Genomic DNA, 21,357 nt, shown 5'->3' on the forward strand with positions numbered 1-21,357 from the left:
CAATTCCCGCCGGGCGCGCGACGCCGGGGCACGCACCTCGCCGCGTTGTCGTCGGTCGCCGATGGCCCCCAGCCTTCGGCCGGGAGGTGCCCCCACCGCATGGACTCCCTCCTCCGCCTTGCGATGCACGCACCCCGACGCCGCGCGCTGATCCGACGCGAATTGTCAGACACGCCCTAGGCCCTGGACCTGGCGCGTCCCTTTTCGGAGGGTTGGTTCGTACCTACCCCGGGCCGGTTTGAGAAGATGAGCACTCGTCGTGTTCCCTGCCGCCGGTCGGCCGGTCCGTCGCGGGTCGGTTCGGCGGCCCGCCCGAGGAGGTCGCGCGCATGTCCGGCACCGGCGCCGGCGACACCCCCCGCCCGGTCATCCACCGCAACAGCCTGCGCGAGCAGATCGCCGGTGCGCTCCGCGAGGAGATGATGGCCGGCCGGTTGGAGGCCGGCCGCAACTTCACCGTCAAGGAGATCGCCGAGCTCTACGGCGTCTCCGCGACCCCGGCCCGGGAGGCGCTGGTCGACCTCGGCGCGCAGGGGTTGCTGCGGGCCGAGCATCACCGCGGCTTCACCGTGCCGGAGCTGTGCTGGGACGACTTCCTGGAGATCTTCGAGTCCCGGGTGCTGATCACCGACAGCTTCTACCGCCAGTTCGCCACCCGCCGGGCGCTGCCCGACCTCACCCGGCTGCCCTCGCTGCGGCGCCGGGCCGACGCGGCGGTGCGGGCCGCCCGGGCCGGGAACCTGGACGTGATGGTGGGCTGCGACCGCCGGTTCTGGCAGGAGGTCTCCGCCCTGCTCGGCAACCGCCGGATCGAGGAGTACCTGGACTGGCTGCGGGTGCAGTCCTGGATGTACGCCGCGCCCTACCTGCGCGCGCTGCCCACCCTGGCCGGGGTCTGCTGGGACCGCCACCCCGAGCTGGTCGAGGCGATCGGGGACCGGGACCTGGTCGGCGCGCACCGGATCATCTGCGAGTGCAACCTGTTCACCGCCCGACTGCTGGCCGGGCTGGCCGGACGGCCGCTGGAGTCGGTGACGGTGCTCGGGCTGCTCACCGAGGCCGCCGCCGGGGAGCCGCTGCCGGTCCCGGTCGAGCCGCCGCCGGCCGCGCCGTCCCCGGCCCGGCCGTCCGCCGGGTCCGCGATCCCGCCCGTGGACGCGTCCGGTGCCGGTGCCTCGTCCGGGGCCCCGGCGGAGTCCGGGACGCCGTGGTCGGCACGGTCCCGGCAGGGCGACGAGGTCGGCCGGGAGCTGGGCCGTGAACTGGGCCTGGGCCTCGGCCTGGTGCCGCAACCGCGCTTGGGGCCGCACACCAGGTTCGGCCGCCGACTGTCCCAACCCCGGCTGTCCGAACCGCCCCCCGAGGCCCCGCAGGGACGGCCCGATCCGCACCCCGCTCCGGGCCGGTAGGGTGGCGGGCGTCGAACCTCGGTACCCGTACGGGCCGTCCGGGTACCGACCCCGCCCCCGTCGTCGTCCCGCCCCGCGGGCGATCCCGCCGTCCGGAGAGGAACTGCCGGCCATGGCCTGCGACCTCTGGCTCGTCCCGCTGGTGGACGTGCTGAGCCACAGCCCCGACAACCCCTTCCGGGACGACCTCGCGCACTACAACGCGGTGCTGACCTCGCGCGGACTGCCCGAGGTGCCGGTCTACCGGTTCGTCCCCGGGCTGAGCGGGGCGGTCGAGCCGATAGCCGCCTTCGACTACGACTCGCTGCACTTCCTGCGCCGCGCCTACCTGTTGGGCCTCACCGGCCTGGACATCACCCCGGTCGACGCGCTCGGCGGCGACTACGAGCAGCTGCTGGAGATGTTCGAGAGCAGCGCCGAACAGTCCCACCTGGTGTGGCACTTCGACCACGCCGGGGCGTACGTGCCGATCGAGTTCCCGGCCCCGCTGGTGGACGACACGCTGCTCGCCTCCGGCGGTCCGCTCGGCTCCAGCCACGGGCTGCTGCGCGAACTCCAGGCCGTGGCACCGGCGTTGGGCATCGACCCGGCCAACCCGCCGGCCCCGACCCGGCCGCTCGGCCCGACCGGCCTGGAGCAGCCGTTCGGCCCGCCGATCGACGACCTGCACCCCTTCGCCCGTGAGCGGCACGCCTGGTCGGGCCTGTACGCGGCGGCGGTCCGGAGCCTGGAGCAGGGCTCGATGATTGTCTTCGCGTAGCGCCCGGCGGGGGCCCGGAGCGATCCCGGAGCGCGCCCTACCGCAGCGGCCCCTCCGGCGGCCGCTGGCGCGGCATGGTCGGCCTGGTCCCGGGCGGCGGCAGCACCCGCACCTGGGCGCCTACCCCGGGCTCGGTGCGCCCGCCCCAGGTCCCCGCGGACTGGGTGGGCAGCTGGGTCATCGACGCGCGGAACTCCAGCATCCACTCCGAGGTCTCGGTGCGGACCATGTCCGAGACGTCCTCGCAGAACCGGCGCAGCACCCCCAGGCAGCGCTCGGCGGCCTCGCCCGCGGTGCCCTCGGTGGGGCCGAGCACCTCGCGCACGCACTCCGACGCCCAGTCGAACTGGAAGGCCTCCAGGCGGCGTTGCAGCGCCTGCGCGGTGGAGACGTCCCGCATCCAGCCGGAGGTGCACCCGAAGGCCCGGTCGGCGCCGTAGCAGGCGGCGGAGAGCGCCAGGCCGACGTAGCCCCAGGCGGCGCCGTGGGCGACGGCGCCGGTGAGGTCCACCAGCGGCGCGGTCACCCCGCCGACCGCGAAGCCGGCCGACCCGAAGCGCAGCACGCGCGCCCAGCGGCGCTTCCAGACCCGGTCCCGGCGGTACCACTCGATGGCCTCGACCGCCCGCTCCTCGGACCAGCGGTAGAGCTCCTCCAGCCGCTCGGCGGGCTCGCCCCAGTCCCCGAGCGGGAACTGGCGGGCGCTCAGATCGGTCCGGCGACGGGTGGAGGCCCGCCGGGCCACGGCTGCGGCGGGCTGGTCCTCCTCACCGATCTCCTTGCCCCAGGCACTCTCCTCGGGCTGCATTTCCGGCTGGCTCACCTGTGGGGCTCCCTGTGGCGGGCGGGCGGCTCGGTCTGTCGGCGCATCGGCTGACCCGACGTCCGCTGACCCGACGTCCGCCGGTCGTTGTCCAACAGCACTTCTTACCGCCAAATGGCTTACCGCGGGGCGCTTCCCCGGTGATCGTTACCGGTTTCGGCCACCGGAAGCCCAGGCGGGACGGTTGCGGCGGTCGGCGAGATTTCACCCGTCCGAGCGAGGCCCCGGTGACCCGCCGTCCTGACCCGGCCACCCGCCGCTCATCCGACCCGGTCCGGCTTGGAGGAACCTCCGACGTCGTCGGTGTACGGAGCGCTCCGACTGGAGGATCGGACGGGACCGGGGAGCGACCGGAACAGGCCACCGACTACGCTGCCAGGCGTGAAGGTCCTCGTCATCGGCGGCGGCGCCCGCGAACACGCCCTGTGCCGCTCCTTGTCCCAAGATCCCTCCGTGACCGAGTTGCACTGTGCCCCGGGCAACGCCGGGATCGCCCAGGTGGCGACGGTCCACCCGGTCGACCAGCTGGACGGCGGCCAGGTCGTCGCGCTGGCCGCGAAGCTCGGCGCCGACCTGGTCGTGGTCGGCCCCGAGGCCCCGCTGGTGGCCGGCGTCGCCGACGCCGTGCGCGCGGCCGGCATCCCGGTCTTCGGCCCCTCCGGCGCGGCCGCGCAGCTGGAGGGCTCGAAGGCCTTCGCCAAGGACGTGATGGCCGGGGCCGGGGTGCCCACCGCCCGCTCCTACGTCTGCACCACCGCCGAGGAGGCCGCCGAGGCGCTGGACGCCTTCGGCGCCCCGTACGTGGTCAAGGACGACGGCCTGGCGGCCGGCAAGGGCGTCGTGGTCACCTCCGACCGCGCGGCCGCGCTGGCGCACGCCGCCTCCTGCGAGCGCGTGGTGATCGAGGAGTACCTGGACGGCCCCGAGGTCTCGCTGTTCGCGATCACCGACGGCACCACCGTGCTGCCCTTGCAGCCCGCGCAGGACTTCAAGCGCGCGCTGGACGGCGACGAGGGCCCCAACACCGGTGGCATGGGCGCCTACTCGCCGCTGCCGTGGGCCCCGGACGGGCTGGTCCAGGAGGTGCTGGACACCGTCCTGCAGCCGACCGTGGACGAGCTGCGCCGCCGCGGCACCGAGTTCTCCGGCCTGCTGTACGCGGGCCTGGCGCTCACCTCGCGCGGCACCCGGGTGATCGAGTTCAACGCCCGCTTCGGCGACCCGGAGACCCAGGTCGTGCTGGCCCGGCTGCGCACCCCGCTGGCCGGCGTGCTGCTCGCGTCCGCCACCGGCACCCTGGGCCAGCTGGAGCCGCTGCGCTGGGACGAGGGGGCGGCCGTCACCGTGGTCGTCGCCTCCGAGGGCTACCCGGCCGCGCCGCGCACCGGCGACCCGATCGAGGGCCTGGCCGAGGCCGAGGCGGACGGCACCGCGTACGTGCTGCACGCCGGGACGGCGGCGGACCAGGACGGCCGGGTGCTCAGCGCCGGGGGCCGCGTCCTGTCGGTCACCGCGACCGGCACCGACCTGGCCGAGGCGCGCGACCGCGCGTACGCGGCCGTGGACCGGATCTCCCTCAAGGGCGGCCAGCACCGCACCGACATCGCGCTGAAGGCGGCCACCGCCTGAGGCACCCGAGCCCCTCGCGGCCCCCGGGCGGACCCTCGCCCGGGGGCCGCGCCGTGCCCGGGGGCCGCAGGGCCGACGGGCCGGCGCCCCGCCGCGAGCCCCGCCGCGAGCCCTGTCGCGAGCCCTGTCGCGAGCCCTGTCGCGAGCGCTGCCGCGAGCCGCGCCGCTAGCCGCGCCGGGCCCGAACGGGGTGCCCGACAACCCGCAGGGCGCAGCGCCCACCGGCGTTTCCGGGCCGGGAGCGGTTCCCGGGCCGCCACACCGTTCGGCGGGCGGAATCCAGCACATCGGGTGACAGCACCCGCATCCGGCTGACGTAACCGGGCGCCCGGCCTTATGGTGCGCTGGATCGCCGTGTGACGGTGCCGTGCGCCGGGGTCGCCGCCGGGTAGCGGCGCGCCCGCGGGGGGATGCTGGACGGCGATCGGCCGGGCGGCCGCCCGGTGCTTCGCACCGGACCGGTCGCGGGCGCCTCGGCGGCGTCGTCGAACGGACCGCGGCGTCACCGGAACAACCGGGCGACGTCACCGGGACGAGTGGAAACCGGGCCGATCCGGAACACCCGCCCGGACCGGGGCGTCGAAAATGTCAGTAGCGCCACACAGCATGCACTGCCGGGGATCGGACGCCTCCGCTTCCCGGTCGGAACTGATCGTTTCGAGTCGGCTCAGGGCCCGTAGCGGGTGCCCGAGGGCTCCGAAGGGGGTGCCGCACCGTATGGCCGTCGACACCGCGCGCGCTCACGCCCAAGCGGTCCTGCGGATCCGGGGCCTCGCTCTGGCCGCCGCCGTCCTGCCCGCCGCCGTCGCGGTGGTCCTGCTCGCGGGCCGGTTCACCGGCCGGATCGGGGCGCCCGGCTCCTCCGACGCGGCCGGGTGGGACGCCGTCCGCTGGGTGGTCTGCGCGGTCGCCGCGCTGACCCTGCTGGTGGCCGGACTGACCGTCCGCGCCCTGCGCCGGGCCGTCCCGCCGCAGACCCCGGCCGTCCCGGTCGAGCGGGCCGGGGCCCCCGAGCTGTACCGGCTGATCGACGAACTCGCCGACCGGCTGGACGTCCCGGCGCCCTCCGCGGTGGCCCTCACCCCGGACTGCGACAGCTGGTTGGAGGACGTCCCGCCGACCCGGCGCCCCGGCCCGCGGCGGCCGCAGCACCCGCCGACCGCGCCGGTCCTGGTGATCGGCTCGCCCTTCCTCTGGTGGATGCGGGCCGGCGAACTGCGCGCCCTGCTCGCCCCCGTGGTGGCCGGCACCGCCGCCTCCGCGGACCCGGAGATCGCCGCCGCCCGCCGCTTCCTGCGCGGCCTGGACGCCTGCCTGGACTCCGGCGCGGGCGCCGCCCCCGGCCTCGGCGGCGGCACGCTGGCGGCCCCGCCCGCGCCGCCCCGGCGCGGCCCGGCCGGGCTCGCCGACCGGATCGCCCGGCGGATCACCCGCCGGCTGCTGGGCGCCTGCCGCGGCCACGCCGCCGAGCTGGAGCGGTCCGTCGCGGGCTGGGCCTCCGAGCAGGCCCGGACGGTCGACTACGGCCTGCGGATCGCCGCCCAGGAGCAGGTCGGCCTGGCCTACGCCGGCTGGGACCGGCTGCTCACCCGGGTCGCGCTGCCCGCTTGGCGGCTCGGCCGCCACCCCGCGCACCTGAACGCCGGGGTGGTCTCCGCGCTGACCGAGCTGTCCCGCCGGGACCGGCTGGCCGACGGCTACGGCACCCGGCTCGGCGACCGCCCCGCCTGCGACCTGCTGGAGGAGCCCGGCGCGGTGGACCGGGCGGTCTCCCGGCTGGCCGCCGAGCTGTTCTTCGGCCGCCCGGCCGCCGGCGCCTGGCACGAACTGGAGTGGGCCGACTACCCGGCCGAGGTGGTGGACGCCGGCTGGCGGGCCCGGGCCGCCGCCCTGCAGGCCGCCCTGGACCGGCTGGCCCCGCAGTCCCGCCCCGGCGCCCCGACCCTGACCCGGCTGCTGCTCCGGCTCGCCGAGGGCGACGGCGAGCAGCTGGCCGCCGCGCTGGCCGCCCAGCTGGCCCGCACCACCACCCCGGCCCCGCTGCTGGAGCCCGACCGCACCGGCCGCGACCTGCTGGTCGACCACGTCACCGCGATGGTCTGCTGCGCCGCCGTGGACACCGCCGGCGGCGCCCCCGGGCTGGACTGGCTGGACGGCCCGGTGCTGCTGCTCGGCGGCGTCCGCCGCACCGACCTGGCCGCCCCGGTCGCCCAGGCCGTGGAGCAGGGCCAGGACGGTCCGCTGCGGGCCTGGCTGGACGCGGCCGAGGTCCGGCTGGAGAAACCCGTCCGGCTCTGACGTCCCGGTTGACGTCCCGGCACTGCCCTCCCGGCCCACCAGCAGCTCCCGTCCCGGGCGGCGCTCGGCGCCCCGCACGCGCCCCCGGGGCCCCGGGCCGCCGGCCGTCTCCGCAGGCCGGAGGCCCCGGGCCGACAGCGCCCGAGATTCCCGCCACCAATTGCTACCGTGGGGTGACGGAGCGCCAGCACTGTGTGGTGTATTAGACCGCACGCACATCCGGGGGGCACGTGCCAACCGGACGGAAGTGCACCTGGGAGGGGCGCGTGGGGACCGAACTCAACCGCCGCTGGGAGTCGGGCACGCACGCCTACAGCGTCTCCGACCCCTTCGGTCAGGGCCCGCTGCCCTGGCTGCGCAGCCCCGACCAGTACCTGGCCGGGGCCGAGGGCGCCGTGCCCTGGTACGTCTCGGTGGACGCGCCCGGCCAGCAGCCGCTGGGGGCCGGCGCGCGGCGCAAGCCGCCGGTCGGCACCCCGCAGAGCTCCAACGACGTGGACCAGCAGATCAAGGGCTTCGCCTCGGCCGGGGTGATCCGCCCCGGCGGTTCGGTGGACTTCCGGGTCACCGTCAACCCGCCCCGCGAGTTCACCGTGGGCGTCTACCGGATCGGCCACTACGGCGGCGACGGCGCCCGCCACATGACGGACAGTCCGCTGATCGCCGGTCTGGCCCAGCCCGCCCCGCTGGTGGTCGAGCGGACGGTCTCCTGCCACCACTGGTGGCACTCCTGGCGGTTGCAGGTCCCGCCGCACTGGAAGCCGGGCGCGTACGTCGCCGTGCTGACCACCGCGGACATGCTGCATCGCACCCACATCCCGTTCACCGTACGGGACTTCGCCGACCAGGGGCGCAAGGCCGAACTGCTCCTGGTGCTCCCGGACGTGACCTGGCAGGCGTACAACCTGTTCCCCGAGGACGGCCGCACCGGCGCCAGCCTCTACCACGCCTGGGACGGCCGGGGCGGTCTGGTCGGCGAGTCCGAGGCGGCCGTCACGGTCTCCTTCGACCGCCCGCACGCCACCGCCGGACTGCCGCTGCACGTCGGCCACGCCTACGACTTCATCCGCTGGGCCGAGCGCTACGGCTACGACCTCTCCTACGCCACCGCCACCGATCTGCACGCCGGCCTGGTGGACCCGTCCGAGCACCGCGCGCTGGTCTTCCCCGGCCACGACGAGTACTGGTCCGAGCCGATGAGACGGGCCGCCGAGCGGGCCCGGGACGGCGGCACCTCGCTGGTCTTCCTGTCCGCCAACACCATGTACTGGCGGGTCGAGTTGACCGCCGCCGCCTCCGGCGAGCCCAACCGGCTGCTGAACTGCCGCAAGCGGCAGAAGGTCGGGCCGGGCAGCCCGGCCGCCGGGGTGCCGGGCGCGGCCAGCGCGCTCTGGCGGGACGCCGGCGAGCCCGAGCAGCACCTGCTCGGCGTGCAGTACTCGGGCCGGGTCGCCGCGCCCGTCCCGCTGGTCGCCCGGCACACCGCGCACTGGCTCTGGGACGGCACCGGACTGCAGGAGGGGGACGAGCTGCCCGGGCTGGTCGCGGGGGAGGCCGACCGGTACTACCCGAAGGTGGCGCTGCCGGAGCACACCGAGCGGGTGCTGCTGGCCCACTCGCCGTACCGGGACCTCGCGGGCCGCACCCGCTACCAGGAGACCTCGCTGTACCGGGCGCCCAGCGGCGCGTACGTCTTCGCGGCCGGCACCTTCGCCTGGTCGCCCGCCCTCGGCCGCCCCGGGCTCACCGACGAACGGGTCCAGCGGGCCACCGCCAACCTGCTGGACCGCCTCTGCAAGAACTGAGCCCGGGCGGCGCGGGAGCCGGACCCGGGCCGCGCAAGGACCGGGCCCGGGCTCCCCGGGAAGCGGTCCGGGGCGGCCGTGAAAGACTGCGGGGGCAGTGACCTCCCCTTTCGCGGTGCCCCACGCCCCGAACGACCCCTGAGGACTGAACACCTTGAGCGGATTTGTCACCAAGCCCGAGCCGGTCCAGGTACCCGGCCTGGTCCACCTGCACACCGGCAAGGTGCGCGACCTGTACCGCACCGGATCGGGCGAGCTGGTGATGGTGGCCAGCGACCGGATGTCGGCCCACGACTGGGTGCTGCCGAACGAGATCCCGGACAAGGGCCGGGTGCTCACCCAGCTCTCGCTGTGGTGGTTCGAGCGGATCGCCGACATCGTCCCCAACCACGTGATCTCCACCGAGGTCCCGGCCGGCGCCCCGGCCGACTGGAAGGGCCGCACGCTCATCTGCAAGAGCCTGGACATGATCCCGGTCGAGGCGGTCGCCCGCGGCTACCTGGCCGGCTCCGGCCTCTCCGAGTACCAGGAGAGCCGGACGGTCTGCGGCATCGCCCTGCCGGAGGGCCTGGTGAACAGCTCCGAGCTGCCCGCCCCGATCTACACCCCGGCCCTCAAGGCCGAGGTCGGCGAGCACGACGAGAACGTCCCGTACGAGGAGACCGCCCGCCGGATCGGCGCCGAGCTGGCCAACCAGGTCCGCCGCACCACCCTGGACGTCTACGCCCGGGCCCGGGACATCGCCCGCGACCGCGGCATCATCCTGGCCGACACCAAGTTCGAGTTCGGGCTGCTGGACGGCGAGTTGATCATCGGCGACGAGGTGCTCACCCCGGACTCCTCCCGCTACTGGCCGGCCGACGAGTACGAGCCGGGCCGCTCGCAGGCCTCCTTCGACAAGCAGCTGATCCGCGACTGGCTGGTCTCCCCGGACTCCGGCTGGGACCGCTACAGCGAGCAGCCGCCGCCGGAGCTGCCCGCCGAGCTGGTCGAGCGCACCCGGGCCAAGTACATCGAGGTCTACGAGCGGCTGACCGGCACCAGCTGGGCCTGATCCGCTCGCGGACGCCCGCGGGCGCGGCTCAGATCCAGCCGTGCTCGCGGGCGATCCGCACCGCCGCGTGCCGGTTCTCCGCGCCCAGCTTGGTGGCCGCCGAGGACAGGTAGTTGCGCACGGTGCCCTGGGACAGCGCGGCCCGCTCGGCGATCTCCGCGATCGGGGTGCCGTCCGCGGCCAGCTCCAGGACGTCCGTCTCGCGCGGGGTCAGCGGGGTCTCCCCGGCGCTGATCGCGTCCGCCGCCAGCTCCGGGTCCACGTACCGGCCGCCGGACCGCACGGTGCGGATGATGCCGGCCAGGTCGGCCGCCGAGACGGTCTTCGGCAGGAAGCCCCGCACCCCGACCTCCAGCGCCCGCTTCAGGTAGCCGGGGCGGCCGTGGCCGGTGACGATCATGCAGCGGCAGTCCGGCAGCAGCCGGCGCAGCTCGGTGGCCACCTCGATGCCGTCCTTGCCGGGCATCTGGAGGTCCAGCACCGCGATGTCCGGCCGGTGCGTCCGGGCCATCGCCAGCGCCTCCGGGCCGGAACCGGCCTGGGCGACCACCTCGATGTCGTCCTCCAGCGAGAGCAGCGCGGCCAGCGCACCGCGGATCAGGTGCTCGTCGTCGGCGAGCAGGACGCGCACGGGCGCGGTGTTCTCGGTCATCGGGAGTCCTCTTCTCAGCCCGGCAGCGGGACGGTGGCGAGCATCCGGAAGGTACCGGGTGCGGCGGTCGGGACGCTCAGCTCACCGTCGTGGGCGGCCAGCCGCTCGCGCAGGCCGCGCAGCCCGGTGCCGCCGCCCTGGGAGGGGAGCGGCACGGTGGGCACCCCGTCGTTCTCCAGTTCCAGCACCGCCCGGCCGTCCTCCCGGCGCAGCCGGATCAGGCAGTGGGCGGCCTCGCTGTGCCGCAGCACGTTGGTGGTGGCCTCCCGGATCACCCAGCCGAGCACCGACTGCACCGGCTGCGGCAGCCCGTCGGCCTCCTCGCCCAGGTCGATCTCGCAGGCGATGTCGGCGGAGCGCAGCACCGCCCGGGCGCCGATCGCCTCGGCGTGCAGGTCGGCGGTGCGGTAGCCGCGGATGACGTCCCGGACCTCGCGCTGGGACTCCTGGGCGATCTTCTGCACCTCGGCCATCTGCTCGGCGGCCTCCGGGCGTCCACGCTTGGCGAGTTGGACGGCGAGCTCGCTCTTCAGCGCGATGGTGGTGAGGTTGCGGCCCATCACATCGTGCAGGTCACGGGAGAACCGCAGCCGCTCCTCCGCGACGGCCAGCCGGGACTGCGCCTCCCGGGCGGTGTCCAGCTCCCAGACGATGGAGGTGAGCCAGGCGAAGCTGCGGCAGCTGGCCCCGAGGAAGGCCATGGCGAGCGCCATGACCAGCAGGAACCCGGTGGTCGTGGCGCCGTCGACCCCGGTCAGCACCATGGCCGGGCTGACCGCGAGCACGACGCCCAGACCGATGAGGGCGGACCAGCCCGGCTTGAGTCCCACACACACCGGGCTGAAGCCGAAGCACAGCAGGTAGCCGGTGACGAGGACGGTGAACGGGAAGCGCACCGGCGTCGTCGTCATGTCGGCGGACGGTCCCAGCAGCAGGACCGCCCAGCTGCCGGCCACGATCAGGCCGACGGTGAGGGCGATCCAGCGGCGGTGGTCGGTGGGCCGGCGCAGGTAGTGGTCGAGGGCCAGCCGGTAGGTCCGCAGCAGCACCAGGGTGAGGGCGAGGCCGATCAGGAGGGAGGCCCGGACGGCGGAGTCGTTCCCGGTCTCCCCGGCGCCCGTGCCGGCGGCGAAGAGCACGCCGGGCGGCAGGAACAGCGCCATCAGGTAGAGGCACCAGCGGAGGTAGAACTCGGTGCGCTGCGGTTTGCTCAGGCGCCGCCAGTTGCGAAGCGGTGACCGCATGCTCAATTCCCCTGACCCCGGTTCGACCACGATCCTGCGTGGTGCCTTCATATCAGAGGCCGTTCCGGGGGTGTGCCTTCGGATTGCCGATCACCTTCCGATGAATGCTCAGCGCCGCGGCTCCCAGCGGAAGTACCGCACCGCGCCCCAGACCGCGAGGGCGCACCAGATGGCACCGGTGACCAGGTGCGGGGCGGCGGTGCCCCAGCTGCCCAGGAAGTCGGTCGGGGCGGCCGAGCCGTCGGTGCCGAACCAGCCGACCCGGATCAGCTGGAAGGCCGGGGTGGTCGGCAGCAGGCGGCAGATGTCGGCCAGCTGCGTGGGCATGACCTCCAGCGGGAAGAACAGGCCGGAGCCGAACTGCATGACCAGCATGACCGGCAGGGTGGTGATGCCCGCGCTCTCGACGGTCTTGGTGAAGGCGCTGGACAGCGCGGCCAGGGCGATCATGGTGCCCAGCAGCAGCACCAGGCCGAGCAGCATCAGCAGCGGGTTGACCGGCATCGTCAGGTGCAGGCCGAGGCTGCCGCCGACCCCGATCAGGGCGGCCATGGACAGTCCGAGGGCGAGCGAGGGGACGGCGGTGCCGAGCAGGATCTCCAGGTCCCGGGCCTCGCCGGTGCGCAGCCGCTTGAGCACCAGTTCGCCGCGCCGTCCGACGTACGCGGCGGTCAGGTTGTAGTAGACGACGAAGGCCAGGATCATCCCGACCGACCCGTAGATCAGCATCGAGTCGACGTCCAGCCCGGGGGTGGTCTCGGCCTGCTTCTTGAGCATGCTGTGGAGGGTGCCGATCAGCACCACCGGCAGTACCAGGGCGGTGAACAGCGCGGTGCGGTTGCGCAGCAGCAGGGTGGCCTCGGCGCGGCCGAGGGCGAGCAGGCGGCCGGCGGTGGTGCTCTGCGGGCCGGCGGCGGTGGAACCCTTGACGGGGACGGCGGTGGTCATCGGGCGGATCCGATCAGGCGGCGGCGGGCGGGACGGGCGGGGGCCTCGGGCGGGGCCTGGTGGGCGGCCTCGGAGGCGATGGCGAGGAAGGCCTCCTCCAGCGAGGCGCTGCGGGCGTCCAGGGCGCCGAGCGCGATCCCGTGCTGCCGGGCCCAGCCGAGCAGGTCGGTGAGGGTGTCCTGGAGGGCGGTGCTGTGCGCGGTGACCTTGCGGCCGTCGACGGTGAACTCGGCCCCGGCCAGGACGGGCAGCGGGGTCCCGGTGAACTCGGGGAGTTCGAAGGTGATCCGGGACGGCCGGCCGGCGATCACCTCGGCGACGGTGCCGGTGGTGACGACCTGTCCGCCGTGCATGATGGCGAGCCGGTCGGCGAGTTCCTCGGCCTCCTCCAGGTAGTGGGTGGTGAGCAGCACCGTGGTGCCCTGGGTGCGCAGTTCGCGGACCAGCTGCCAGACGGCGGCGCGCGCCTCCGGGTCGAGGCCGGTGCTGGGCTCGTCCAGGAACAGCACCTCCGGGCGGCCGAGCAGGGCCATCGCGAGGTCCAGCCGGCGCCGTTCGCCGCCGGACAGCTGCTTGACCCGGACGCCGGCCCGGTGACCGAGGCCGACCAGCTCCAGGGCCTCGGCGACCGGGCGGGCGCCGCTGGTCATCCCGGCCCAGCTGCGTCCGGTCTCGGCGACGGTGAGCTCGCCGGGGAAGCCGCCCTCCTGGAGCATGACGCCGATCCGCGGGCGGACGGCGGCGCGCTCGGTGAAGGGGTCGTGGCCGAGCACCCGGACGGTGCCGCCGCTGGGCGCGGCCAGGCCCTCGATGACCTCCATGGTGGAGGTCTTGCCGGCGCCGTTGGTCCCGAGCAGGGCGAACAGCTCGCCGCGGCCGACGGTCAGGTCGACGCCGCGGACGGCCTGGTACTCGGTGGCGCCGGTGCCGTAGTGGCGGCGCAGGTCGGTGACCTCGATCACGTGGTCGCCGGGGCGGGCTGGCTGGCTCGTTTCCATGTCCCTAAGCCTTCCGCCGCCGGGGCCGCGCGGGCAGTGCGCGCCGTCATGGACCGGCGGTGCGGATCCACGGGTCGGCGATGACAAATGTCATGGGCGAATGGCGGACCGGGCGAATGGCGGGCGGGGCGGGATCGGGGGACCGGGCGGAGAAGTCGCCGGAATACGTCGAAGGCCCCCTCGACCGAGGGGGCCTTCGTACTGGAGCGGACGACGAGATTCGAACTCGCGACCCTCACCTTGGCAAGGTGATGCTCTACCAACTGAGCTACGTCCGCATGGTCAGACTATTGATTTGTACGGTGCTCGCGCACTGCGAGCGGACGACGAGATTCGAACTCGCGACCCTCACCTTGGCAAGGTGATGCTCTACCAACTGAGCTACGTCCGCATGGTGCCTGGTGGGGCACCCGCCGCCGCTTTGGATCTTTCCGTTGCGGCGACGAGGAATACTCTACAGCATCGTTCGGGGTGGTCGCCCCACCCTTTCGGTCCAGGCGGGCGGGGCGACCGGGGCGGTGCCCCGACGCGGTCAGTTCGCCTCGGCGAACGCCTCGTACACGTGCTTGGGGATGCGGCCGCGGGCCGGCAGTTCCATGCCGCGGGACAGGGCCCAGGCGCGCACGGCGGCCGGGTCCGGAGTGAGCGCGGTGCGGCGGAAGGACTTTCCGGTGCGGCTCTGGCGACGGCCGGCGGCGACGAACGGAGCGAGGGCCTCCCGCAGCTTTTCCGCGTTGTCCACGGACAGGTCGATCTCGTACGACTTCCCGTCGACGCCGAAGTGGACGGTTTCTGCGGCGGCGCCGCCGTCCAGGTCGTCGGAGAGCGTGACAACTACACGCTGAGCCATGGGTGTCAATCCTCTCGGGCAATTCGGCCGCCGGTTCGCGGAGTGCGAAGGGTGGCCTGATGTGCACCAACTCGCGCAAGCGCACACGGGCAGGCCTGGTGGCCCGCCGGATACGCAGCACTTGCCGCGACAGGTGGCCCTATTCTGCACCCGAAGGGGGTCGAAATCGAAGAGTTCGGCATTCTTTTCCGGATATTCACGAGTCTTCGCGTCGCCGCGGGATACCGAGTGCGGGACGGGAGGATCTGTCCCCAAGTGCCGTATTCGGGTGTTCTTCGGGCGTCTCCGTTCGGGGCTCCGAATCCCGGGAAACCGGCCGGGCCGGGCGGGGGGCGGGGGTGCCGGATCCCTTGTGGCGTAAGGGTCCTGGGTCTACGCGCGTCACCCTCCCCGGCCAGCAGAAGTGCCTCGAACGGCCGGTAGTCTGGAGTTCCCCCGCCTCACCGAAGACACCACCGGGAGTGCCAGTGGCACGCGTCGTAGTCGACGTCATGCTCAAGCCGGAGATCCTCGACCCCCAGGGCCAGGCGGTGCAGCGTGCACTGCCCCGTCTCGGATTCACCGGGATCGCCGACGTCCGCCAGGGCAAGCGTTTCGAGCTGGAGCTGGAGGGTCCGGTCGACGACGCCGCGCTCGCCCGTATCCGCGAAGCCGCCGAGACCTTTCTCGCCAACACCGTGATCGAGGACTTCACCGTCCGGGTCGAGGAGGCGGCGAAGTGACCACCCGCGTAGGCGTCGTCACTTTCCCCGGATCCCTCGACGACCGCGACGCCCAGCGCGCGGTCCGCCTGGCCGGCGCGGAGCCGGTCGCGCTCTGGCACCGTGACAAGGATCTCCACCAGGTCGACGCCGTCGTCCTGCCCGGCGGATTCAGTTACGGCGACTATCTGCGGTGCGGCGCGATCTCGCGCTTCTCGCCGGTGATGGAGACCGTCATCGAGCAGGCCAGGCTCGGAATGCCCGTCCTGGGTATCTGCAACGGCTTCCAGGTGCTGTGCGAATCGCACCTGCTGCCGGGCGCGCTGACCCGGAACGACTCGCTGCACTTCATCTGCCGCGACCAGAAGCTGCGGATCGAGAACGCGGACACCGCCTGGACCCGGGATTACTCGGTCGGCCAGGAAATCGTCGTCCCGCTGAAGAACGGCGAGGGCCGCTTCGTCGCCGACGCGCACGTCCTGGACGAACTGGAGGCGGAGGGCCGGGTCGTGGCCCGTTACGTCGACGTCAACCCGAACGGTTCGTACCGCGACATCGCCGGCATCACCAACGCCGCCGGCAATGTCGTCGGCCTGATGCCGCACCCGGAGCACGCCGTGGAGCCGCTCACCGGTCCGACCACCGAGGGCCTGGGCTTCTTCACTTCCGTCCTGAAGCAGCTGGTGAACGCCTGATGAGCCTCGACACCGTCAAGAACGCCGAGCAGACCCCGGACGCCGCCCAGCCCTGGGCCGAACTCGGCCTCAAGCAGGACGAGTACGCGCGCATCCGGGAGATTCTCGGCCGCCGCCCGACCGGCGCCGAACTCGCGATGTACTCGGTCATGTGGTCCGAGCACTGTTCGTACAAGAGCAGCAAGGTCCACCTGAAGCAGTTCGGCGAGAAGAAGCCCGATTCGGACGCGATGCTCGTCGGCATCGGCGAGAACGCCGGTGTCGTCGACGTCGGCCAGGGCTACGCGGTGACCTTCAAGGTCGAGTCGCACAACCACCCGTCGTACATCGAGCCCTACCAGGGCGCGGCCACCGGCATCGGCGGCATCGTGCGCGACATCCTGGCGATGGGCGCCCGCCCGGTCGCCGTGATGGACCCGCTGCGCTTCGGCGCGGCCGACCACCCGGACACCCGCCGGGTGCTGCCCGGGATCGTCGCCGGCATCGGCGGCTACGGCAACTGCCTGGGCCTGCCGAACATCGGCGGCGAGGTCGTCTTCGACTCCTGCTACCAGGGCAACCCGCTGGTCAACGCGCTGTGCGTGGGCGTCATGAAGCACGAGGACATCCACCTCGCGCAGGCCTCCGGGGCCGGCAACAAGGTCATCCTGTACGGCGCCCGCACCGGTGGCGACGGCATCGGCGGCGTCTCGGTGCTGGCCTCCGAGACCTTCGACGACACCAAGCCGGCCAAGCGCCCGGCCGTCCAGGTCGGTGACCCGTTCCAGGAGAAGCTCCTGATCGAGTGCACCCTGGAGATCTTCCGGGAGAAGCTCGTCAAGGGCATCCAGGACCTCGGCGGCGCCGGTCTGTCCTGCGCCACCAGCGAGCTGGCCTCGGCCGGCTCCGGCGGCATGCGGATCGACCTCGACACCGTGCACCTGCGCGACCACACGCTCTCGCCGGAGGAGATCCTCATGAGCGAGTCGCAGGAGCGGATGTGCGCGATCGTCGAGCCCGACAAGGTCGCCCGCTTCCTGGAGATCTGCGAGAAGTGGGACGTCATCGCCAACGTCATCGGTGAGGTGACCGACGGCGAGCGCCTGGAGATCTTCTGGCACGGCGAGCTCGTGGTGGACGTGCCCCCGCGCACCGTCGCCCACGACGGCCCGGTCTACCAGCGCCCGTACGCCCGCCCCAGCTGGCAGGACGCGCTCCAGGCCGACGCCCCCACCGCCGAGCGGCTGGCCCGCCCGACCACCGGCGAGGGCCTCAAGGCCGACCTGCTGAAGGTCGCGAGCCACCCGAACCAGGCCTCCAAGTCCTGGATCACGGACCAGTACGACCGTTACGTGCTCGGCAACACCGTGCTCTCGCACGGCGAGGACTCGGGCATGATCCGGATCGACGACGAGACCAACCTCGGTGTCTCGGTCGCCACCGACGGCAACGGCCGCTACGCCAAGCTGGACCCGTACACCGGTGCCCAGCTGGCCCTGGTCGAGGCCTACCGCAACGTCGCGGCCGGCGGCGCCAAGCCGCTCGCCGTCTCCGACTGCCTCAACTTCGGTTCCCCCGAGGACCCGGACGTGATGTGGCAGTTCGCCGAGGCGACCCGCGGCCTGGCCGACGCCTGCCTGGTGCTCGGCACCCCGGTCACCGGCGGCAACGTCTCGCTGTACAACCAGACCGGCGAGGTCGCCATCCACCCGACCCCGGTGGTCGCGGTGCTCGGCGTCATCGACGACGTCACCCGGCGCACCCCGGTCGCCTTCGCCGAGGAGGGGCAGCTGCTCTACCTGCTCGGCGACACCGCGGACGAGCTCGGCGGCTCGGCCTGGTCGCAGGTCGTCCACGACCACCTCGGCGGTCTGCCGCCCGTGGTGGACCTGGAGCGCGAGCGGCTGCTCGGCGACATCCTGATCGCCGCCTCGCGCGACGGCATGATCGACGCCGCGCACGACCTCTCCGACGGCGGTCTCGGCCAGGCGCTCGTGGAGAGCTGCCTCAAGGGCGGCCACGGCGCGCGGATCGTGGTGCCCGAGGGCATCGACCCGTTCGTCCTGCTGTTCTCGGAGTCGGCCGGCCGCGCCGTCGTGGCGGTGCCGCGCAGCGAGGAGCTCCGCTTCAACGACATGTGCACCGCGCGTGGCCTGCCGGCCGCCCGGATCGGTGTCGTGGACGGCGACAGCCTGGACGTCCAGGGCCAGTTCAGCGTCACGCTGGCCGAGCTGAAGGACGCCCACACCGGCGTCATCGAGGCCCTGCTCGCCTGATCCCGCTACCCGAGGGGCGGACGGTTCGTGCTGAACCGTCCGCCCCTCGGCGTATCTTGGCCCCCATGCCTGCCAAGTCCCGTACGTACCAGCCGCAGAAGGTCCGCGCCGCGCTGGCCGCCCAGACCGGGGCGCTGCGCGCCGCCGTGGCGGGCCTCACCGACGCGCAGCTGGACCTGCCGACCAGGCTGGGGGAGTGGACCGTCCGGGAGCTGCTGGCGCACCTGGCCGTCCAGTTGGACTTCGTCCCCGCGCACCTGGACGATCCGCTGCAGGGGCGTCCGCCGCTCGGCCTGCCGGGCTGGGTGGCCGCGGTCGGCACGGTGGCGCCGCTGTTGGACGAGCAGGCCCGGGAGCGGTCCGCGGCGGACTTCGCCGGGGACGCGGCCGCGGTGGCGGCGGCCTTCGGCCGGGCCGCCGACGCGCTGACCGGGCTGCTGGAGCGGCCCGAAGCCGCCGACCCGGTGCGGCGGTTCGAGATCCGGCTCGGCTCGATGACGCTCGCCGACCTGCTGGTCACCAGGTTGGTGGAGACCGTCGTGCACGCCGACGACCTGGCCGCCGCCCTCGGCGCGGAGGCCTTCCCGCACGACCGGCAGGCCGTCGCCGCCGTCACCCGGCTGCTGGCGGACGCCTTCGCCGAGCAGGTGCCCGGCGGCGCGGTCGAGCTGCGGATCCCGCCGTACGCGGTGGTCCAGGCCGTCCCCGGGCCCAGGCACACCCGGGGCACCCCGCCGAACGTGGTCGAGACCGACCCGCTGACCTGGATCCGGCTGGCCACCGGCCGGCTCCCCTGGGCGGCGGCGGTGGCGGACCACGGGGTGTCCGCCTCGGGGGAGCGCAGCGACCTGGGGGAGTACCTGCCGGTTCTGGGCTGAGTGCCTGCCGGTCCCGGGCTGAGTGCCTCAGTGGACCTGCCCGGCCAGGGACTCGGCGGCCTTGCGCAGCGGTTCGCCGGCGAGTTCCCCGTTCACGACCTGGCTGTCGGGGGCCTCGGAGAGCAGCAGCATCAGGTCGCCCTCGCCCTTGAGCGCGATCCGGGCGACCGCGACGGTGCCCCCGTCCGAGGCGAGCGTGGTCCGACCGACGGCGGGCCGGTTCTGGGCGAACCGGGTCAGCTGGTCCACGCTGAGCCGCCCGTTGCGCTGGATCATCGGCAGCGCCAGGCTGACCGCGGCGTCGTTCCTCGACGTGGCCAGCAGGTCGATCTCGACGGTGGATCCGCCGAGGCGGTAGGAGCAGGTGATGTCGGCGCTTGGGGGAGTGGCGGGCATCTCGGTCATCGTCGGCGGGTGGGTGACCCCGGACGGCCAGGGCGCGGCCGGGACGCCGTCGCCCGCGTTGCCCGTGACGGAGTGTCCGTCCGTCACGGCCGGGGCGACGGTGCCGCCGATCCCGGCGGCGGCCGCGGCCTTCGCGAAGTCGAGGCCGAACGGGCAGTCGGTGGACTTGTTCTTGACCAGGTCCAGGGCGGTCGATCGGACGCGGTCGTAGCTGAGTCCGGTGCCGGTGGTGGTGCCGATGGAGGGTGCGGACGAGCAGGCGGCGGCGCCGAGGGAGATCCCGGCGGCGGCGAACACGGCGGTGAGCCTTCGGCGTTGGGCGGCGGTCATGCTCGCAGGGTAGGCCGTCGTTGTCCCGGGGGTTCGCCGATCAGGTCTCAACTCCGTTGCGGTCCACCGTTGCGGTCCACTGCTACGGGACGGCCGGGCCGCTCAGGTAGGTGCCGTCCGCCGAGTACGGCCAGGCGTTCGGGGCGCAGCCCTTGAGGCCGTAGATCTGCTGCATCATCGCGGGCGCGGGCTTGCCCGGGCCGGGACAGGTCTCGTGGCCGTGGCCGATCCGGTGGCCGACCTCGTGGTTGACGATCAGCGCCCGGTAGTCGTCCAGCGGGCCGCTGAACTGGGGGGAACCGGTGTTCCAGCGCTTGGAGTTGACGAGCACCTGGTTGCCGACGTTGCAGTTCACCTCGCCGTGGGTGTCCAGGCCGGAGGCGCCGCAGATCCTGTCCACGGTCGCCGGGGAGGCGATCTTCACGGTGAAGTCGTAGGAGCCGCCGGCGACCAGCTGGAAGCCGTTCCGGCGGTCGTTGGTCCAGCCCCGGCGGTCGCCGAGGATGCCGTGGATCTGGGCCGCGGCCGCCGCGGCGTCGATGCCGATGCCGTCCTCGACCTCCACCCGGTAGCGGCGCACGGTGCCGCGGCCGACCGCCTTGGCGCTGGCGGGGGCGATGGTGAAGGTGCCCGCGCCCTTGCCGGGTCCGGGGTCGGGCCCGGTGGGTGTGGTGGTCGCCGTCGGGGTGGGGGTGGGGGTGGCTGTGGGGGTCGGCGTGGGCGTCGGGGGCGTGCTGGGCGGCTGCTCGGCGGGCGGCGCCAGCCGGGCCTGGGCGGCCGGGGCGGGGGCGGGCCGGTCCGGGGTGCGGGTCAGGACCAGGACCGCGGCGCCCAGCACCGCGAATGCGGCCAGTAGTGCCGTGAGCATGCCAGGGCCGATCCGGCGGCGTGACCGGCGGCGTCGGCGGCCGCCGGAAGCCTTCCCGGACGGGGCGGCTCGCCTGCGGGCGGGTCTGGCTGCGGGCACGAGCGACACCTTGGCATGCGAACGGGTGAATGTCTACATACGTGGTATGCAGACGCCGGTTCGACCGCCCCGGCGGAGCCCGTCGATCACGACGGGGGCGGTTGACCCCTGCGCCCCGGATGGCAGACTGCACTGCATGGCGCTTCACAGGAACCTTCTCGACGGCCCCGAACCCACTCTCCTGCCGGAGGACGAGCAGCCCTACCGGATGCTGGCGGAGGAGTCGGCCTCACCGACCCAGGTGGTCGCCGAATTCCCGGCCTTCTGCCTCGGCTGGGCCATGCTCGCCGACGACGCCTTCGTGGCCGGCCGCCACGTCGAGTCCTACGCCTACGCCCGCACCGGCTACCACCGCGGCCTGGACTCGCTGCGCCGGGCCGGCTGGAAGGGCCACGGGCCGGTGCCGTGGGAGCACCGCGGCAACCGCGGCTTCCTGCGCTGCCTGGCGGCGCTCGCCCGGGCGGCCGGCGCGATCAAGGAGACCGAGGAGGAGAACCGCTGCTGGCAGTTCCTGAAGGACAGCAGCGCGGAGGCGTATGCGGAGCTCAAGCCGTCCACCGAGCTCTAGGGACCAGGACGTGACGGTGCCCCCGGTGGATCGTCCACCGGGGGCACCGCTCTGTTCGGGTGCCTGGAGCTTCAGGCGCCCGTCACCT

Annotated in this window: 19 protein-coding genes and 2 tRNA genes; 11 read left to right on the forward strand and 10 right to left on the reverse strand. The window is 73.8% G+C overall.

Annotated features, from left to right (window positions below; genetic code table 11):
- The first annotated feature begins 329 nt into the window (after positions 1–329).
- Together ACIP4P_RS11715 and ACIP4P_RS11720 are read left to right on the forward strand one after the other, a co-directional pair.
- Entirely contained in the window at positions 330–1,409 is a 1,080-nt protein-coding gene (locus tag ACIP4P_RS11715) for a GntR family transcriptional regulator (RefSeq protein WP_400917012.1), read from the forward strand.
- A 112-nt stretch (positions 1,410–1,521) separates the two neighbouring features.
- Entirely contained in the window at positions 1,522–2,169 is a 648-nt protein-coding gene (locus tag ACIP4P_RS11720) for a hypothetical protein (protein ID WP_400917014.1), read from the forward strand.
- A 37-nt stretch (positions 2,170–2,206) separates the two neighbouring features.
- Here the strand turns inward: ACIP4P_RS11720 and ACIP4P_RS11725 are convergent, their stop codons facing one another.
- A complete protein-coding gene (locus tag ACIP4P_RS11725; protein WP_350514820.1) occupies positions 2,207–2,992 on the reverse strand; it encodes an SLATT domain-containing protein in 786 nt (261 codons plus the stop codon).
- 381 nt (positions 2,993–3,373) lie between these two features.
- On the opposite strand from ACIP4P_RS11725, the gene purD reads away from it, so the two are divergent.
- The 4 genes from purD to ACIP4P_RS11745 all read left to right on the forward strand — a co-directional run bounded on the left by purD (position 3,374) and on the right by ACIP4P_RS11745 (position 9,778).
- Entirely contained in the window at positions 3,374–4,621 is a 1,248-nt protein-coding gene (gene purD, locus ACIP4P_RS11730) for a phosphoribosylamine--glycine ligase (protein ID WP_350514819.1), read from the forward strand.
- Between the two features lie 717 nt (positions 4,622–5,338).
- Complete coding sequence (locus ACIP4P_RS11735) at positions 5,339–6,919, forward strand: hypothetical protein (RefSeq protein ID WP_400917017.1); 1,581 nt, start codon at positions 5,339–5,341, stop codon at positions 6,917–6,919.
- A 266-nt stretch (positions 6,920–7,185) separates the two neighbouring features.
- On the forward strand, positions 7,186–8,724 hold the full coding sequence (locus ACIP4P_RS11740; protein WP_400917019.1) for a N,N-dimethylformamidase beta subunit family domain-containing protein: 1,539 nt from the start codon (positions 7,186–7,188) through the stop codon (positions 8,722–8,724).
- Between the two features lie 154 nt (positions 8,725–8,878).
- The gene (locus tag ACIP4P_RS11745) at positions 8,879–9,778 is read left to right on the forward strand and encodes a phosphoribosylaminoimidazolesuccinocarboxamide synthase (RefSeq protein WP_350514816.1); all 900 of its coding nucleotides are present in this window, start codon (positions 8,879–8,881) and stop codon (positions 9,776–9,778) included.
- 28 nt (positions 9,779–9,806) lie between these two features.
- On the opposite strand, the gene ACIP4P_RS11750 is transcribed toward ACIP4P_RS11745, so the two are convergent.
- From ACIP4P_RS11750 to ACIP4P_RS11780, 7 genes are all read right to left on the reverse strand, one after another.
- Positions 9,807–10,430 (reverse strand): response regulator, encoded by a 624-nt coding sequence (locus ACIP4P_RS11750; protein ID WP_400917021.1) that lies wholly within the window; start codon positions 10,428–10,430, stop codon positions 9,807–9,809.
- Between the two features lie 14 nt (positions 10,431–10,444).
- Positions 10,445–11,674, reverse strand: coding sequence for a sensor histidine kinase (locus ACIP4P_RS11755; RefSeq protein ID WP_400917023.1), 1,230 nt, complete (start codon positions 11,672–11,674; stop codon positions 10,445–10,447).
- Positions 11,675–11,782: 108 nt separating this feature from the next.
- Complete coding sequence (locus tag ACIP4P_RS11760; RefSeq protein ID WP_400917025.1) at positions 11,783–12,622, reverse strand: ABC transporter permease; 840 nt, start codon at positions 12,620–12,622, stop codon at positions 11,783–11,785.
- Entirely contained in the window at positions 12,619–13,620 is a 1,002-nt protein-coding gene (locus ACIP4P_RS11765) for an ABC transporter ATP-binding protein (RefSeq protein WP_400917027.1), read from the reverse strand. Before ACIP4P_RS11765 ends, ACIP4P_RS11760 begins: the two co-directional genes overlap by 4 nt.
- A gap of 202 nt (positions 13,621–13,822) precedes the next feature.
- A tRNA-Gly gene (locus ACIP4P_RS11770) sits at positions 13,823–13,898 on the reverse strand.
- Positions 13,899–13,938: 40 nt separating this feature from the next.
- A tRNA-Gly gene (locus tag ACIP4P_RS11775) sits at positions 13,939–14,011 on the reverse strand.
- A gap of 141 nt (positions 14,012–14,152) precedes the next feature.
- Positions 14,153–14,470, reverse strand: coding sequence for an Lsr2 family protein (locus ACIP4P_RS11780; protein ID WP_030056585.1), 318 nt, complete (start codon positions 14,468–14,470; stop codon positions 14,153–14,155).
- Positions 14,471–14,937: 467 nt separating this feature from the next.
- On the opposite strand from ACIP4P_RS11780, the gene purS reads away from it, so the two are divergent.
- The 4 genes from purS to ACIP4P_RS11800 all read left to right on the forward strand — a co-directional run bounded on the left by purS (position 14,938) and on the right by ACIP4P_RS11800 (position 18,999).
- Positions 14,938–15,192: a phosphoribosylformylglycinamidine synthase subunit PurS gene (gene purS, locus ACIP4P_RS11785; RefSeq protein WP_030278336.1), complete on the forward strand. Its 255-nt coding sequence runs from the start codon at positions 14,938–14,940 to the stop codon at positions 15,190–15,192.
- A complete protein-coding gene (gene purQ / locus ACIP4P_RS11790; protein ID WP_400917030.1) occupies positions 15,189–15,866 on the forward strand; it encodes a phosphoribosylformylglycinamidine synthase subunit PurQ in 678 nt (225 codons plus the stop codon). Before purS ends, purQ begins: the two co-directional genes overlap by 4 nt.
- A complete protein-coding gene (purL, locus tag ACIP4P_RS11795) occupies positions 15,866–18,121 on the forward strand; it encodes a phosphoribosylformylglycinamidine synthase subunit PurL (protein ID WP_400917031.1) in 2,256 nt (751 codons plus the stop codon). Before purQ ends, purL begins: the two co-directional genes overlap by 1 nt.
- A gap of 65 nt (positions 18,122–18,186) precedes the next feature.
- Positions 18,187–18,999 (forward strand): sterol carrier family protein, encoded by an 813-nt coding sequence (locus ACIP4P_RS11800; RefSeq protein WP_400917033.1) that lies wholly within the window; start codon positions 18,187–18,189, stop codon positions 18,997–18,999.
- A gap of 27 nt (positions 19,000–19,026) precedes the next feature.
- Here ACIP4P_RS11800 and ACIP4P_RS11805 read toward each other — a convergent pair whose 3' ends face one another.
- Positions 19,027–19,734, reverse strand: coding sequence for a hypothetical protein (locus ACIP4P_RS11805; RefSeq protein WP_400917035.1), 708 nt, complete (start codon positions 19,732–19,734; stop codon positions 19,027–19,029).
- Positions 19,735–19,816: 82 nt separating this feature from the next.
- Positions 19,817–20,602: a DUF3152 domain-containing protein gene (locus tag ACIP4P_RS11810; RefSeq protein WP_400917037.1), complete on the reverse strand. Its 786-nt coding sequence runs from the start codon at positions 20,600–20,602 to the stop codon at positions 19,817–19,819.
- A gap of 235 nt (positions 20,603–20,837) precedes the next feature.
- On the opposite strand from ACIP4P_RS11810, the gene ACIP4P_RS11815 reads away from it, so the two are divergent.
- A complete protein-coding gene (locus tag ACIP4P_RS11815) occupies positions 20,838–21,269 on the forward strand; it encodes a DUF3151 domain-containing protein (protein ID WP_400917039.1) in 432 nt (143 codons plus the stop codon).
- Positions 21,270–21,357: the final 88 nt, after the last annotated feature.

Origin of the sequence: Kitasatospora sp. NPDC089509 (genome assembly GCF_044749365.1) — a bacterium.
Taxonomy (GTDB): Bacteria; Actinomycetota; Actinomycetes; order Streptomycetales; family Streptomycetaceae; genus Kitasatospora.

Bases quoted from the DNA above. Each gene is read 5' to 3' on its own strand.
- ACIP4P_RS11715 (WP_400917012.1), top strand. From the start codon at position 330: ATGTCCGGCACCGGCGCCGGCGACACCCCCCGCCCGGTCATCCACCGC.
- ACIP4P_RS11720 (WP_400917014.1), top strand. From the start codon at position 1,522: ATGGCCTGCGACCTCTGGCTCGTCCCGCTGGTGGACGTGCTGAGCCAC.
- ACIP4P_RS11735 (WP_400917017.1), top strand. From the start codon at position 5,339: ATGGCCGTCGACACCGCGCGCGCTCACGCCCAAGCGGTCCTGCGGATC.
- ACIP4P_RS11750 (WP_400917021.1), bottom strand. From the start codon at position 10,430: ATGACCGAGAACACCGCGCCCGTGCGCGTCCTGCTCGCCGACGACGAG.
- ACIP4P_RS11755 (WP_400917023.1), bottom strand. From the start codon at position 11,674: ATGCGGTCACCGCTTCGCAACTGGCGGCGCCTGAGCAAACCGCAGCGC.
- ACIP4P_RS11760 (WP_400917025.1), bottom strand. From the start codon at position 12,622: ATGACCACCGCCGTCCCCGTCAAGGGTTCCACCGCCGCCGGCCCGCAG.
- ACIP4P_RS11765 (WP_400917027.1), bottom strand. From the start codon at position 13,620: ATGGAAACGAGCCAGCCAGCCCGCCCCGGCGACCACGTGATCGAGGTC.
- ACIP4P_RS11780 (WP_030056585.1), bottom strand. From the start codon at position 14,470: ATGGCTCAGCGTGTAGTTGTCACGCTCTCCGACGACCTGGACGGCGGC.
- purL (WP_400917031.1), top strand. From the start codon at position 15,866: ATGAGCCTCGACACCGTCAAGAACGCCGAGCAGACCCCGGACGCCGCC.
- ACIP4P_RS11800 (WP_400917033.1), top strand. From the start codon at position 18,187: ATGCCTGCCAAGTCCCGTACGTACCAGCCGCAGAAGGTCCGCGCCGCG.
- ACIP4P_RS11805 (WP_400917035.1), bottom strand. From the start codon at position 19,734: ATGACCGCCGCCCAACGCCGAAGGCTCACCGCCGTGTTCGCCGCCGCC.
- ACIP4P_RS11810 (WP_400917037.1), bottom strand. From the start codon at position 20,602: ATGCTCACGGCACTACTGGCCGCATTCGCGGTGCTGGGCGCCGCGGTC.
- ACIP4P_RS11815 (WP_400917039.1), top strand. From the start codon at position 20,838: ATGGCGCTTCACAGGAACCTTCTCGACGGCCCCGAACCCACTCTCCTG.